The organism is Azospirillum doebereinerae, from assembly GCF_003989665.1.
Classification (GTDB): Bacteria; Pseudomonadota; Alphaproteobacteria; order Azospirillales; family Azospirillaceae; genus Azospirillum; species Azospirillum doebereinerae.
In genome coordinates this window covers 159,032-171,938 of the sequence record NZ_RZIJ01000010.1, presented here as the reverse complement: position 1 = coordinate 171,938, position 12,907 = coordinate 159,032, and the positions used below count along the sequence as shown (strand labels likewise).

The following is a 12,907-nucleotide window of genomic DNA, read 5'->3' as shown; positions in this document are numbered from 1 at the left end:
TACCCTCCTCGTTCGATGGGAGGGTAACGTTGCGGAGGCCGGCGCGGTTCCGTTGCTTAGCGCTGGTCGAGCTTGATCTCGATCCGGCGGTTGCGGGCCATCGCCTCTTCCGTGCCGCCGTTGTCGAGCGGCTGGAACTCGCCGAAGCCGGCGGCGGCCAGACGTTCGGCCGGAATGCCCTGGTCGATCAGGTATTTGACCACCGAGATGGCGCGGGCCGAGGACAGCTCCCAGTTCGACGGGAATTGCAGGCGGACCGGGCGCACGTCGGTGTGGCCATCGACCCGCAGCACCCAGCTGATGTCCGGCGGGATCGCCTTGCCGACCTCGATCAGCGTGCGGGCCAGATCGGCGAGCCGCTGCTTGCCAGCCTCTTCCAGCGTCGCCGAGCCGGAAGGGAACAGCAGCTCCGACTGGAAGACGAAGCGGTCGCCGACGACGCGCACGTCGGGGCGCGTGCCCAGCGCCTCCCGCACCCGGCCGAAGAACTCCGAGCGGTAGCGCGACAGATCCTGCACCTTGGCGGCCAGCGCCTGGTTCAGCCGCGAGCCCAGCTCCGCGATCTGCACCTTCTGCTCCGCCGACGCTTTTTCCGAGGCTTCCAGGACGGTGGCGATACGCGCCAACTGCTCGCGCAGCGCCAGAAGCTGCTGGTTCAGCATGTCGACCTGCTGGCGGCTCCGGCCGGTTTCCGCTTGCTCGCCGGCCAGCGAGGTCAGCAGCTCCTTGATGCGGATGTCGCGCTGGTCGATCTCCTTCTGGACCAGCATCGTCTTCTCGCCCGATTCGGCGAGCTGCGATTCCAGCGCCTTGGCGCGGTCGCGCGTGGTGCCGAGTTCGGTCAGCAAGGCTTGGCGCTGCTGTTCGGTCAGCGTGGTCGCGGCGACGGCGGCGGCGAGGTCGCCCTCCAGCTTCTGCCGGGCCTCGCGCAGCGCCTTGATGTCGTTCTGGAGGCTGAGGATCTCCTTCAGCTTCAGCTCGAAGCTTTCCCGATCCACGCGGACGTTGCGCTGCAATTCCTCCAGCGTGCGGGTGGTGCGGTCGCGGTCCTCGCGCAGTTGGCCCATGGCGAGCGCCATGTCGTCGCGCGTGGCGACGGAGGTCTGCAATTCCGTGGACAGCTGGGTGATGTTGACGCGCAGGTCGGCGTTGGCCTCGCGCTCCAGCGCCAACAGGTCGTTCATCTCCGCGACCTTGCGGTTCAGCGTGACGAGCTGCTCGTCGCGGCCGGTCAGCGCGGAGGCCAGATAGAACTGCGCCACCACGAAGACCATCAGCAGGAAGATGACCACCATGACCAGCGACGACAGCGCGTCGACCCAGCCGGGCCAGGCGTTGGCGTCGCGGTGACTGTTGCGGCGGCTGAGGCTGGCCATGATTGGTCCCTTATGGACGGCAGGTTCGGCGGCGGGTCAGCGCTGCGGTTGGTCGGCCTCTTCGGCCAGCGCCGCGATGGTGCGGGCCAGCATCTTGATCTCGCTGCGGATTTCCTGCACCGACTGGACCCGCCCGCTGGAGGATTCCTCGACCAGCCGAGCCAGATAGATGTCCATGTTGCGCAGGTGCTGGCGCGAGCCGTCGTCGAACCCGCCGATGGCGGCCTCCGACAGCCGGTCGAGCAGCGACTTCATCTCCAGTTGGTTCTCGCCCAACCGCAGCAGGAGTTGCTGTTCGGCCCGCATGTGGTCGGTCAGGGTGGTCAGCCGCTCGGTCAGCGCCATCAGGTTGGCGTTGGCGGCGCGGCGCCCTTCCTCGGCGGTCGCGACGGTGCGCTGGAGCGCTTCCATGTTCTCGGCGGTCTGCTCCAGCAGGGCGTGCAGATAGGCCGGTGCCGAGTGGTCGCCGGTCTCCAGCCCGCCGCCGACGCCGCTCGACAGGCGGGTGGCGCTGGACAGCCAGTCCTCGAGGTCCTGGAAGAAGCGGTTGTGGGCTTGGCTGGCCTGGAGTTCCAGGAAGCCCAGCACCAGCGACCCGGCCAGACCGAACAGCGAGGAGCTGAACGCGGTCCCCATGCCGACCAGCGGCGCTTCCAGCCCCTGTTGCAGGTTGCTGAACATGGCGCCGACGTCGCCGCCATGGACCGACAGGCTGCCGATGACGCCGCCGACCGACTGCACCGTGTGCAACAGGCCCCAGAAGGTGCCGAGCAGCCCGAGGAAGATCAGCAGCCCGATCAGGTAGCGCGACAGCTCCCGCGATTCGTCCAGCCGCGAGGCGATGCCGTCGAGCAGCGAGCGCATCGACAGCGCCGACAGGGTCAGCCGGCCGCGCCGCTCGCCCAGCATGCGGGCCATCGGCGCCAGCAGCACCGGCTCGTCCATGGCGGTGACGGCGACGCCGCTCTGGTACTTCTCCAGCCACGCCACTTCCGGGCGCAGCATCAGGACTTGGCGGAAGATGAAGGCGATGCCGGCCAGCAGCGTCGCCAGGATGACGCCGTTCAGCGCCGCGTTGTTCATGAAGGCGGAGCGCAGCGCCGGGAACAGAAGCCCGCAGACCGCCGTCACCACGAGCAGGAACAGGATCATCCGGGTCAGGAAGCGTTCCGGTCGCGTCATCAGGGCAGAGACCTCCAGCGGTCGGGGCGGTGCGATTGCGCTCATCGGGCCTCGGTTCGGGTGGCGTTACTCGTTCAGGAACTCGACGTCGATGCGGTCGGGATCGCCGCCGTTGTTGTCGATCCCCAGCGCGCGGACGTCGATCCGGCCGCTGCGGACGCCGAAGGCGGTCAACCGTTCGCGCAGCGACAAGGCGCGGGCCAGGGAGAGCTGCCGCGCCTCGCGTGCCGTTTCGCTCGTTCCGGTGGCGTAGGAGCGCAACTGCAACCGCGCGGTATCGCTGGCGCGCAGGCGCTGGACGATACGGTCGACCGTGGTCTCGGTCGCATCCGGCAGATTGGTGGCGGCCCCATCGAACACAAGGCTCAAAACGCTGGAAGGGGTGGCGCTCGCCGCAGGGGGTGCCGCGTCCGGCGGAGGGGGTAGGGAGGCCGTCTCCGTTCGCGACGGGGTGGGTGCCACGGACGGGGAGGCGGAGGGAGGAACTGGCGTTCCGGGCCGGGCGGCGACCGCAGGGGGCGGAGCCGGGGTGGGGGACAGAACGGCGCTCGGGGTGGTGGCCGGTTTGGCGGCGGGGGACGGCCGATTCGGCCCTTCGACCAGTTCCGGCAATGGCGGCGTGTCGAGAAGCTGGGGCGTCACGAAACGCGGCGGCGCCTTGATCGCCTTGGGCGAACCGAGGTTGGGCCGGGGCGGAACGGGCAGGGGGGCCGCGTTTTCCAAGGTCAGCTTCTGCGGGGCCGCTTGGACGGGCGGCGCCATCGCAACGACGGCCGCAGCGGCGCAGAGCGCGCAGAGCGCGCCCGTGCGTCCAAACATACTCGGCCCGCTGCGGCGCATGCGGCCGGTGAAACCCCAAAGGTCCAACACGATGTTCCCACTACCCCCCAAAAGGCTCTGGAACCATAGCCGATCGGCGGTTCCCGCGACAATGGGGTTCGGGGCGAGGGGCGGGGCCGGACCTGCTTTGCCCCAGCCCCGAAGACCCCCTCAGGCCTTGGCCGAAAGGCTGAGCTTGTCGGCCACACCCTTCAGCAGGCGGGTGACCGGGACCTGGAGGTGGGAATTGGTCGCCAGGATCGAGGTGCCGAACACCGGGTTGCGCCCGCCGCCGATCTCGCCGACGAAGCCGCCGGCCTCGGTCACCAGCAGGGCGCCGGCCGCCGCGTCCCAGGGGGACAGGCCGCGCTCCCAGTAGCCGTCGAAACGGCCGGCCGCGACATAGGCGAGGTCGAGCGAGGCGGCGCCGAAGCGGCGGATGCCGGCGACCTCCTTCATCACGGACTCGGCCTCGGCCAGGAAGCCGGCGTGGTCGCCGCGCCCCTTGAACGGGATGCCGGTCGCCAGCAGGCAGTCTTCCAGACGGCGGCGCTCGGAGACGCGCAGGCGCTGGTGGTTGACGAAGCTGCCCTGGCCCTTCTCGGCCCAGAACATCTGGTCGCCGATCGGCTCGTACACGACGCCGGCCACGATCTCGCCGGCCTTTTCGAGCGCGATGGAGATCGCCCAGTGCGGCAGGCCGTGCAGGAAGTTGGTGGTGCCGTCCAGCGGGTCGACGATCCAGCGCGCGGTGGCGTCGCTGCCCTTCGACTGGCCGCTTTCCTCCATCAGGAACCCGAACTCGGGGCGCGCCTTCTGCAATTCCTCGCGCAGGAGCTTCTCGGCCTTGAGGTCGGCGTTGGACACGAAGTCCGCCGGCCCCTTGCGCGAGACCTGGAGGTGTTCGACCTCGCCGAAGTCGCGGACGAGACCCTTGGCCGCTTTTTCAGCGGCGCGGACCATCACGTTGATGAGAGCGGAGCGGGTGGCCATGACCGTGTCTTGTACCGTGCTGTGCGGGAACCGGAAAAGAATACACCGGCCCCCGCGAATTGCGAGAGCCGGTGGTATCGGGACGAACCGTTGCCGGTGTCAGTCCTTGGCGCGCTCGACGTACTCGCCGGACGCGGTGTCGACGACGATGCGGGTGCCGGCGTCGATGTGCGGCGGAACCAGCACCGACACGCCGTTCTCCAGCTTGGCCGGCTTGTAGGAGGAGGAGGCCGTCTGGCCCTTCACCACCGGGTCGGCCTCGGTGATCAGCAGCGTGACCTTGCCGGGGATTTCGACGCCGAGCGGGCTGCCTTCGTGGGTCTGCACGGTGACTTCCATGCCGTCCTGGAGGAAGACGGCCGGGTCGCCGATAATCTCGCGGTCGATGGTGACCTGCTCGAAGGTCTCCTTGTCCATGAAGGTGAAGCTGTCACCCTCGGCGAACAGGAAGGTCATCTCGTGCTCGTCCAGGCGGGCGCGCTCGACCGTCTCCTGGGTGCGGAAGCGGTCGGTCGACTTGGTGCCGGTGCGCACGTCCTTCATTTCAAGCTGGATGAAGGCGCCGCCCTTACCCGGTTGAACGATGGCGGTTTTGGTGATGACCCAGAGCTTGCCGTTGTGCTCGAGCACATGGCCGGGGCGCATCGTGTTGGCGTTGACCTTCATGACTTACTCATCGATTTCCAGGATACGGGCGGCGGGGACCCTAGCAGTTTGACCCGCCATAGGCAACGCCGCGCAAGGCTTGCCGCCGCCCATCCGGACGATTTGCGCCCCTTTTCAGGCGGTCTGGAACCAGGACGTCTTCACTTGGTTCGCCGCGACGCCGGACAGCGTCATCGAGCCGCCGTCGTTGAAGGAGACCAGCGCGTTGCCCTGGATGTCCGACGAGACGCGGTAGGTCAGGCCGTCGGTCAGCATGATGCGGTCGCCTTGGGCAAAGCTGAAGTCCTGGATGACGTCGGCCCCGCCGCCGGCCGTCGCGACGAAGCGGTCGGCCCCGGCGCCGCCGATCAGCAGGTCGTTGCCGATCCCGCCGATCAGCGTGTCCGCCCCGGTGCCGCCGTCCAGCGTGTCGTTGCCGGCGCCGCCGAACAGCCGGTCCGCTCCAGCCATGCCTGACAAATAGTTGGCCGAGCCGTTGCCGGTCAGGACGTTGCCGAGCCCGTTGCCGGTGCCTTTGGTGGCGCTGTCCAGCAGGGTCAGGTTCTCCACCTGATCGGGCAGGGTGCAGTCGATCCAGGCGCGCACCTCGTCGGTGCCGCCGAAGAGGGTCTCGACGATGCGGTCCTTGGGGTTGTCGTAGTAATAGACGTCGTTGCCACTGCCGCCGACCATCACGTCGGCTCCGGCGCTGCCGTCGAGGATGTCGTTGCCGCTGTTGCCGAACAGCCAGTCGTTGCTGTAGCCGGCCCGCAGCTCGTCGTCGCCGCCGAGCCCGATCTGGACGTCGTTGCCCTCCTTGCCGTCCATGTAGTCGAAGCCGGAATTGCCGATCATCAGATCCGCGCCGGACGTGCCGAACAGCCAGTTCAAAAGGGTCGATCCGATGACCAGGGCCATAATTCCGTTCTCCGCTTTGGGTGGGTTTTTCCTGGCCTTGATACTAAATTTCGGACAAATGCCTGTCTTTCGCGCGGACGGGTGATGGCCGGGACGGGGAGGGGCGGGCGGTGGCGATACCCTGTTCGTGACCGGACCGCCCATTGGTGGGCGGCGCTTGCGGTTCGGGGGCGCGGATGGTCTGATGCGACGCTTTCGCGCACCCCTTTCCAGCATGGTCCGTACCCGACATGGTTGCCCGCACGATGCCGCTCCCGCCCTGGCACCCCGAGGAGTTCGCCCGCCGCCGCCCGTTCCTGTCCGCGCGCGGGCGGGTGCTGGGCAGCGTCCGCCGCTTCTTCGAGGAGCGCGCCTTCGTCGAGGTCGACACGCCGGCGCTCCAGGTGTCGCCGGGGATGGAGCCGCATCTCCAGGCCTTCGCCACCGACCTGCAAGGCCCCCATCCCGACGACCGCCGCCGGCTATACCTGCACACCAGCCCGGAATTCGCGATGAAGAAGCTGCTGGTCGCGGGGCTGCCGCGCCTGTGGCAGTTGGCCCACGTCTACCGCAACGGCGAGCGGTCGGGCACGCACGCGCCGGAATTCTCGATGCTGGAATGGTACCGGGCGGGGGAGGGCTACCGCACGCTGATCGAGGATTGCCAGGATCTGCTGCGCGGCGGGGCGGAGGCCGCCGGCCGGCGTCGCTTCGCCTTTCGGGGGATGGAGTGCGACCCGTTCCAGGATTGGCGGATCCTCACCGTGCCGGACGCCTTCGCGGAATACGCTGGGATCGACCTGATGGCGACCTACGACGGCTCGCACGATCCCGACCCGGCGGCCCTGGCGGCCGAGGCGGCGCGGATCGGCAGCCCGGCGCACGCCGGGGACCGTTGGGAGGACATCGTCTTCCGCCTCCTGTTCGACCGCATCGAACCGCATCTGGGGGCGGGCGTGCCCTGCGTGTTGACCGACTACCCGCTGTGCATGGCCGCGCTGTCTCGGCCCAAGCCTGACAACCCCCGGCTGGCCGAGCGGTTCGAGCTGTACGCCTGCGGGCTGGAACTGGCGAACGCGTTCGGCGAACTGACCGACGCGGCGGTGCAGCGCGACCGCTTCGAGGCCGACATGGACCTCAAGCAGCGCCTCTACGGCGAACGTTTCCCGGTGGACGAGGAGTTCCTCGCCGCGCTGGAGCACGGCATGCCGGAAAGCAGCGGCATCGCGATGGGGTTCGACCGGCTGGCGATGCTGTGCAGCGGGGCGGAGTCCATCGAGCAGGTGTTGTGGCTGCCGGTGGCGAGCGCCTGAGCGTCTGAGGGCGGGTAAGGAGCGCGAAAGGCCGCCGGGGATGCCCCGGCGGCCTTTCGCGCTCCGGATGGCCGGAAAATCAGAACGACAGGCGGGCCTGGAGGCCGATGATGTCGATGCTGCTCTTGTAGTTGGCCGACAAATTGCCGCGCCCGGCTTCGGGGCCGGTCAGGTCGTCGGTCAGGGCGATCGAGGTCTTGGGGATGAAGACGTGCGAGTAGGCGGCGTCGACATGCAGCGACTCGGTCACCTTGTAGCCGGCGCCGACCGACAGCCAATAGCGGTTCTGCTCGGGAATGCGCGGGGTGCGGTAATCCACGTCGACCGAGCCCTTGTCGAAGGCGACGCCGCCGCGCAGCGTCAGGTCGTCGGTCACCTTGTAGGAGGTGCCGAGCGCGTAATACCACGTGTCCTTCCAATGCTCCTCGGTCAGCGAGGATAGCGCCGGGTTGGCGATGTTGACGCGCAGCTCCTTGAAGCGCGACCAGTTGGTCCACTGCACGTCGGCCATCACCGCCCAGCGGTCGTTGACCTCGTGGTACAGACCGATGGAGGCGATGTCGGGGGTGGTCAGGTCGGCGTTGGCGCTCTGGGTCGGCAGCAGCGGGGCGAGGGCCGCCGGCAGGCCGGTGAAGGAGATGTTGCCGGTCAGCCGGTGCTTGACCGCCGAGCGGTAGGCGAGGCCGACGCGGGTGCCCTTGACCGGCTCGATCAGCGCGCCGAGCGTGAAGCCCCAGCCCCAGTCGTCGCCGGTCACGTCGCTGGTCACGTCCAGCGCGCCCGGACGGCCGAGCCGGCTGGCGCCGAAGTCCGACGCCTGCGACAGCTTCGCCTTGGCGTACTGGATCTGGACGCCGCCGCCCAGCGTGATCATCGGGTTGATCCGGTAGGACACGGTGGGGGTGAAGTTGTAGGTCTTCAGATCCGAGCGGATGCCGTGGTAGCGGCCGATCCAGTTGTCGCCGTAATCGGTCACCAGACCCCAGGGGCCGTTCGCCGAGAGGCCGACCTTCAGGTCGTCGTTGATCGAATAGACGAAATACCCGGCGGGAATGATGGCGTCCTGCGCGATGTCGCCCGGCGAGGAGTTGCCGGCGATGGCGGTGCCGCCCAGCCGCGCGGCGCGGGTGGACCGCGCGTCCTCGACCTTGGACTTCACCAGGATGCCCGACGCGGTCTGCACGAACTGGGTGCCGCTGACCAGCCCCATGGTGGCCGGGTTGTAGAACATGGCGCTGGCGTCACCGTTGCCGCCCGCCGTCACGCCGGCATAGGCCGTGCCCTGGCCGGACACGCTCTGCTCCTTCAACGCGAAACCGGCGGCGAGGACGGAGGAGGGGGCGGCGACGGGAGCGGTCAGGGCGATCGCGGCGGCGGCGGTGAGCAGACGGAGTCTCAGCGTCATGGTGGACATGGTTCCTTCCCCAGATTGTGTTGTTGACGCTATGATACACAAACTGACGCTTACGTAAAGAGGGGCGCCGGAACTTAATTGATTATACGTACAAACAATGCCATCGGCGCGACGCGCCAGCCAGCCGGCGCATCGTCGAGGTCATGATTTTCGGGAAAAACTGTCCCATTTCGGCAACGCTGAGACGTTGCGCGACCGTGTGGGGAGAAGGGTACGGCGGGCTTTAGGCGAACAGGCCGGTCAGGGCGAGGAACGCCTCGCGCAGGATGTTGTGCTCGTCGCTCCACACCAGCTTGGCGGTGATGGCGACGGAGGCGACGATCAGCATCGGCCGGACGATTCGCGCGCCGTTGCGGATGACCATGTGGGCGCCCAACTGCGCGCCGATGTACTGGCCGACCCCCATCAGCAGCCCGACGGTCCACAGCACGTGGCCGCCGATGATGAAGAAGACCAGCGCCGCGATGTTGCTGGTCAGGTTCAGCACCTTGGTGTGGGCGGTGGCCTTGCGCAGGTTGTGGCCGAGCAGCGAGACGAAGGCGATGCTGAAGAAGGTGCCGGTTCCCGGCCCGAAGAAGCCGTCGTAGAAGCCGATTCCCGTGCCGATGGCGAAGGCGAAGCTGTGTTCGCCGATGCGCTGGTGCGCGTCGATGTCACCGGCCTTGGGCGACAGCAGCAGGTAGAGGGCGATGCCGATCAGCAGGATCGGGATGACGTCGCGCAGGAAGCTCGAATCGAGCAGTTGCACCAGGATGGCGCCCAGCCCCGAACCGACGAAGGTGCAGGCGATCATCGTGCGCATGGCGCCCGGATGCACCTCGCCCCGGCGGACGAACTTGATGGTGGCCGACAGCGACCCGAAGCTGGATTGCAGCTTGCCCGTCGCCAGCGCTTCGGCCGGGGTGATGCCGGCGGCGAGCAAAGCCGGGATGGTCAGCAGCCCGCCGCCACCCGCGATGGCGTCGATGAATCCCGCGAGCAGGCCCACGGCGAACAACGTGCCCAGCACCTCGGGCGTCAGCAAATCCATGATGTGTCCATGCCCTGCGACGGCTTCAGCCGGCGTCGGACCCGTCGGGTGTGGAGGTGGCGTCGTCGGCCGCGATGGTGGCCGCATCGCTGGCGGTGTCGATGACCCAGTCGCTGGGCGCGGCGGCGATGGCGGCGTTCAACGCCTTGACCCCGGCCCCCGGCCCGCCCGGATGACCCCAGACGGCGTTGACCACCGCCAGGAAATCGGCGCCGGCCGACACCAGCGGCGCGCAGTTGGCGGCGGTGATTCCGCCGATGGCGACGCAGGGGACCTCCATCAGCTCGGACCACCAGTTCAGGAGCTCAGGCGCGGCGTGGTGCTCGGTGAGCTTGGTGTCGGTGGGGAAGAACGCCCCGAAGGCGACGTAGTCGGCCCCGTCCTCCGCCGCGACCATGGCGAGGTGGCGGCTGTCGTGGCAGGTCACGCCGACGATGGCGTCGTTGCCCATGATCTTGCGCGCGTCGCGGTAGGGCGTGTCGCCCTGCCCGACATGCACACCGTCGCAGCCCATCTCGCGGGCCAGCCTCGGGTGGTCGTTCAGGATGAAGGCGACCTCGCGCTCCTGCGCGATGGGGCGCAGGGCGTCGCAGGCCCGGCGGATCTCGTCGTCGGAACAATCCTTCAGGCGAAGCTGGACGCAGGCGACGTCGCCGGCGTCGAGAGCCTCGACCAGAAGCGGCGCGAACGCCGCCGGCACCAGGGCCGGCGGCGTCACGAGGTACAGTCGGCAGGCGGACGGTTCCGCCTGGGACGGCTTTCCCTTGGCCAAGTGTTACTCCCGGCCCTGATAGATCTTCATGATCCGGTCGAGCAGCTTGAGGGCGTCCTCGCGCGGGCGCTGGAAGGCGTTGCGGCCGATGATCGAACCGTTGCCGCCGCCGTCGCGGATGGCGCGGGCGTCCTCGAACACCGCGTCCTCGCCCTTGGTGGCGCCGCCGGAGAAGACCACGATGCGGCGGCCGTTGAAGGCGCACTGCATGATGTGCTTCACGCGCTCGGCCTGGGTGGCGATGGCGATCTGCTTGGACTCGTAGATCTTCTTGGCTTCGGGCTGTTCCAGCGTGGCCGAGGGCAGCTTCACCTTGATGATGTGGGCGCCGAGCAGGGCGGCCATGTGGGCGGCGTAGCCGATCACGTCGATCGCCAGCTCACCGTCCTTGGTGACGGCGCCGCCGCGCGGGTAGGACCACAGCACGGTGGCGAGGCCGTAGGACTTGGCCTCCTTCGACAGCTCGCGGAACTCCTCGTACTGGTCGTACATGCAGTCGGAGCCGGGGTAGATCGTGAAGCCGATGGCCGAGGCGCCGATGCGCAGCGCGTCCTGCACCGAGGCGGTCACCGCCTGGTCGGCCGCTTCCTTCTGGGTGGACAGGCTGTTGGCGCTGTTCATCTTGAGGATGAGCGGGATCGAGCCGGCGAAGGTGCCGGCGCCGGCCTCCAGCGAGCCCAGGGGGGCGGCGTAGGCGTTGCAGCCGGCGTCGATGGCGAGCTGGTAGTGGTAGTGCGGGTCGTAGCCGGCGTCGTTCGGGCCGAAGCTGCGGGCGGGCCCGTGCTCGAAGCCCTGGTCGACGGGCAGGATCACCAGCTTGCCGGAGCCGCCCAGCTTGCCTTCCATCAGGATGCGGGCGAGGTTCGCCTTGGTGCCGGGATTGTCGCTCTCGTAGTTGGCGAGAATTTCTTTGACGCGGCGCGTGAGCTTCATTGTGGCTCTTCCCCTGGGGCTTTTCTGGAATGGCGCCGTCTTAGCCCAGAAAAGCCGGTTTTGCAACGGCGGGAGGGGCGTAAACCGGTCCGTTTCCCCGTCGAAGAGCCTAGGACGCCCGGCCAGAGCAACCGGCCGAAGGGGCTCGGCCGAATTGCGGCGCCGGGTCGCGAAAGGGTTACAGAAGGAAGGAATGCACCACGACGTAGAGGCCGTATCCGGCCCCGCCCAGCACCGCCCAGGCCCCGAGCGTCAACGTCGTCCACAAGGCGACCAGCCGCAGGCCGCGCAGCTTGTCGACCCGCGGTTCGGGAAACGGCGTGCCGCGCCCGCCGTTGTGGGCCGGCGCACCCGACCCGCCGTGCAGCACGGCGGACGGCACCATGGTGGATTGGCCGGTCTCATGCTCCGGCGGCAGGATGATCGTGCTGGTCATCGGACATGGACCATCGGGTAGGGGAATTTTGAGCTCGGTCGCCGCATGGGCGGCCCCATTGAGATGCTACACCCCTTTTGCGCGCCATCGCTGGGCGAAAAAGCGGTATTCCCACGGTCAATGGTAGGGCGCCGAAAGCCAATCCCGGCAGGCCGTCACCGGATCGCGGCTCTTTCTTTGGTCGAGGGTGGGTGGGACTTCCGTCAGAAGTGCCGCGCCGTGTGCCTCGGCGATCGCCGCCAGCCGGGCCGCCGGGCCGGGCGGGCCGGTGAACATCACCAGGGGCACGCCGGCCGCCAGCGCGCCTTGCGCCTCCCCGGCCCGGTCGCCGCAGTCGAGCAGAGCGGTGACGGCGACCGAAGGGTGCTCACGCATCGCGCGGCCGGCCAAGGCCAACAGCCACGCCGCGCCGCAGGCGCCGTCGGCGAGCAGGGTCACGGAAACGCCCAGAGCCGCCGCCGCCGCCGCCGCCACCCGCGCGTCGGCGAGGCCATGGACGCGGATGGGCTTGAGCGGCGGAACGATGGCGGTCATGCGGCGGCCTTTCGGAGGGGAAGCGGGAACAAAGAAGGGCTAATTTCACCGCCTCGGGTGCAAGTCCAAAGTCCGGTTGCAAAAATTGAGGCAGGTCAAACCGCCCCGGATCATTCCCACGCTATGGTCTGCGTCATGCGGTCGCTGATGTCTTCGGCCGCTCGGACTTTCGGGACTGCCTCCCTCGGGAACGCCACGATGATGGAATACAAGGGCTACAAAGGCCAAATCGATTTCGACAGCGAAGCCGGAATCTTCGTTGGCGAGGTCATCAACACACACGATGGCATCACGTTCTCCGGTCGGTCGGTCGAGGAACTGCGCAATTCCTTCCACCGCGCGGTCGATGACTATCTGGAACTGTCCTGCGACATGGGCGGCGACGCGGAGCAGCCCTTCTCCGGTCGTCTCGCGATCCGCGTGAATCCGATCCTGCACCGGGCCATCGCGGATTGCGCGGAGCGGGAAGGCAAGAGCGTCGCCGCCTGGATCGCCGAGTGTCTGAGCCGGGCCGCCGGGGTGAACACGGTCAAGACGGGGGGATAGGGCGCCGCCGTCCGGCA

At 68.3% G+C, this 12,907-nt stretch carries 14 protein-coding genes; 2 read left to right on the top strand and 12 right to left on the bottom strand.

The window, feature by feature from the left end:
• Positions 1 to 56 precede the first annotated feature (56 nt).
• The 6 genes from EJ913_RS14725 to EJ913_RS14700 form a co-directional block, all read right to left on the bottom strand.
• On the bottom strand, positions 57 to 1,376 hold the full coding sequence (locus EJ913_RS14725; protein ID WP_126999116.1) for a peptidoglycan -binding protein: 1,320 nt from the start codon (positions 1,374 to 1,376) through the stop codon (positions 57 to 59).
• A gap of 36 nt (positions 1,377 to 1,412) precedes the next feature.
• A complete protein-coding gene (locus EJ913_RS14720) occupies positions 1,413 to 2,603 on the bottom strand; it encodes a flagellar motor protein MotA (protein WP_126999114.1) in 1,191 nt (396 codons plus the stop codon).
• Between the two features lie 21 nt (positions 2,604 to 2,624).
• Positions 2,625 to 3,377 (bottom strand): OmpA family protein, encoded by a 753-nt coding sequence (locus EJ913_RS14715; RefSeq protein WP_244939360.1) that lies wholly within the window; start codon positions 3,375 to 3,377, stop codon positions 2,625 to 2,627.
• 171 nt (positions 3,378 to 3,548) lie between these two features.
• Positions 3,549 to 4,370, bottom strand: coding sequence for an inositol monophosphatase family protein (locus EJ913_RS14710; RefSeq protein WP_126999112.1), 822 nt, complete (start codon positions 4,368 to 4,370; stop codon positions 3,549 to 3,551).
• Positions 4,371 to 4,469: 99 nt separating this feature from the next.
• Positions 4,470 to 5,036, bottom strand: coding sequence for an elongation factor P (gene efp / locus EJ913_RS14705; protein WP_126999110.1), 567 nt, complete (start codon positions 5,034 to 5,036; stop codon positions 4,470 to 4,472).
• A gap of 114 nt (positions 5,037 to 5,150) precedes the next feature.
• A complete protein-coding gene (locus EJ913_RS14700; RefSeq protein WP_185909782.1) occupies positions 5,151 to 5,933 on the bottom strand; it encodes a calcium-binding protein in 783 nt (260 codons plus the stop codon).
• A gap of 245 nt (positions 5,934 to 6,178) precedes the next feature.
• Between EJ913_RS14700 and epmA the strand changes: the two genes are divergently transcribed.
• The gene (gene epmA, locus EJ913_RS14695; RefSeq protein WP_126999106.1) at positions 6,179 to 7,225 is read left to right on the top strand and encodes an EF-P lysine aminoacylase EpmA; all 1,047 of its coding nucleotides are present in this window, start codon (positions 6,179 to 6,181) and stop codon (positions 7,223 to 7,225) included.
• A gap of 79 nt (positions 7,226 to 7,304) precedes the next feature.
• Here the strand turns inward: epmA and EJ913_RS14690 are convergent, their stop codons facing one another.
• From EJ913_RS14690 to EJ913_RS14665, 6 genes are all read right to left on the bottom strand, one after another.
• The gene (locus tag EJ913_RS14690; protein ID WP_244939359.1) at positions 7,305 to 8,630 is read right to left on the bottom strand and encodes an OmpP1/FadL family transporter; all 1,326 of its coding nucleotides are present in this window, start codon (positions 8,628 to 8,630) and stop codon (positions 7,305 to 7,307) included.
• Between the two features lie 232 nt (positions 8,631 to 8,862).
• Positions 8,863 to 9,669, bottom strand: a complete 807-nt coding sequence (locus EJ913_RS14685) for a TSUP family transporter (protein WP_126999102.1) — start codon at positions 9,667 to 9,669, stop codon at positions 8,863 to 8,865.
• 25 nt (positions 9,670 to 9,694) lie between these two features.
• On the bottom strand, positions 9,695 to 10,441 hold the full coding sequence (gene thiE / locus EJ913_RS14680) for a thiamine phosphate synthase (protein WP_126999100.1): 747 nt from the start codon (positions 10,439 to 10,441) through the stop codon (positions 9,695 to 9,697).
• Between the two features lie 3 nt (positions 10,442 to 10,444).
• A complete protein-coding gene (locus EJ913_RS14675; protein ID WP_126999098.1) occupies positions 10,445 to 11,374 on the bottom strand; it encodes a class I fructose-bisphosphate aldolase in 930 nt (309 codons plus the stop codon).
• Between the two features lie 178 nt (positions 11,375 to 11,552).
• Positions 11,553 to 11,810: a hypothetical protein gene (locus EJ913_RS14670; RefSeq protein ID WP_126999096.1), complete on the bottom strand. Its 258-nt coding sequence runs from the start codon at positions 11,808 to 11,810 to the stop codon at positions 11,553 to 11,555.
• A gap of 117 nt (positions 11,811 to 11,927) precedes the next feature.
• Positions 11,928 to 12,344, bottom strand: a complete 417-nt coding sequence (locus tag EJ913_RS14665) for a hypothetical protein (protein WP_126999094.1) — start codon at positions 12,342 to 12,344, stop codon at positions 11,928 to 11,930.
• A gap of 198 nt (positions 12,345 to 12,542) precedes the next feature.
• Here EJ913_RS14665 and EJ913_RS14660 point away from each other — a divergent pair, with 198 nt between their 5' ends.
• A complete protein-coding gene (locus tag EJ913_RS14660) occupies positions 12,543 to 12,890 on the top strand; it encodes a type II toxin-antitoxin system HicB family antitoxin (RefSeq protein WP_126999091.1) in 348 nt (115 codons plus the stop codon).
• Positions 12,891 to 12,907: the final 17 nt, after the last annotated feature.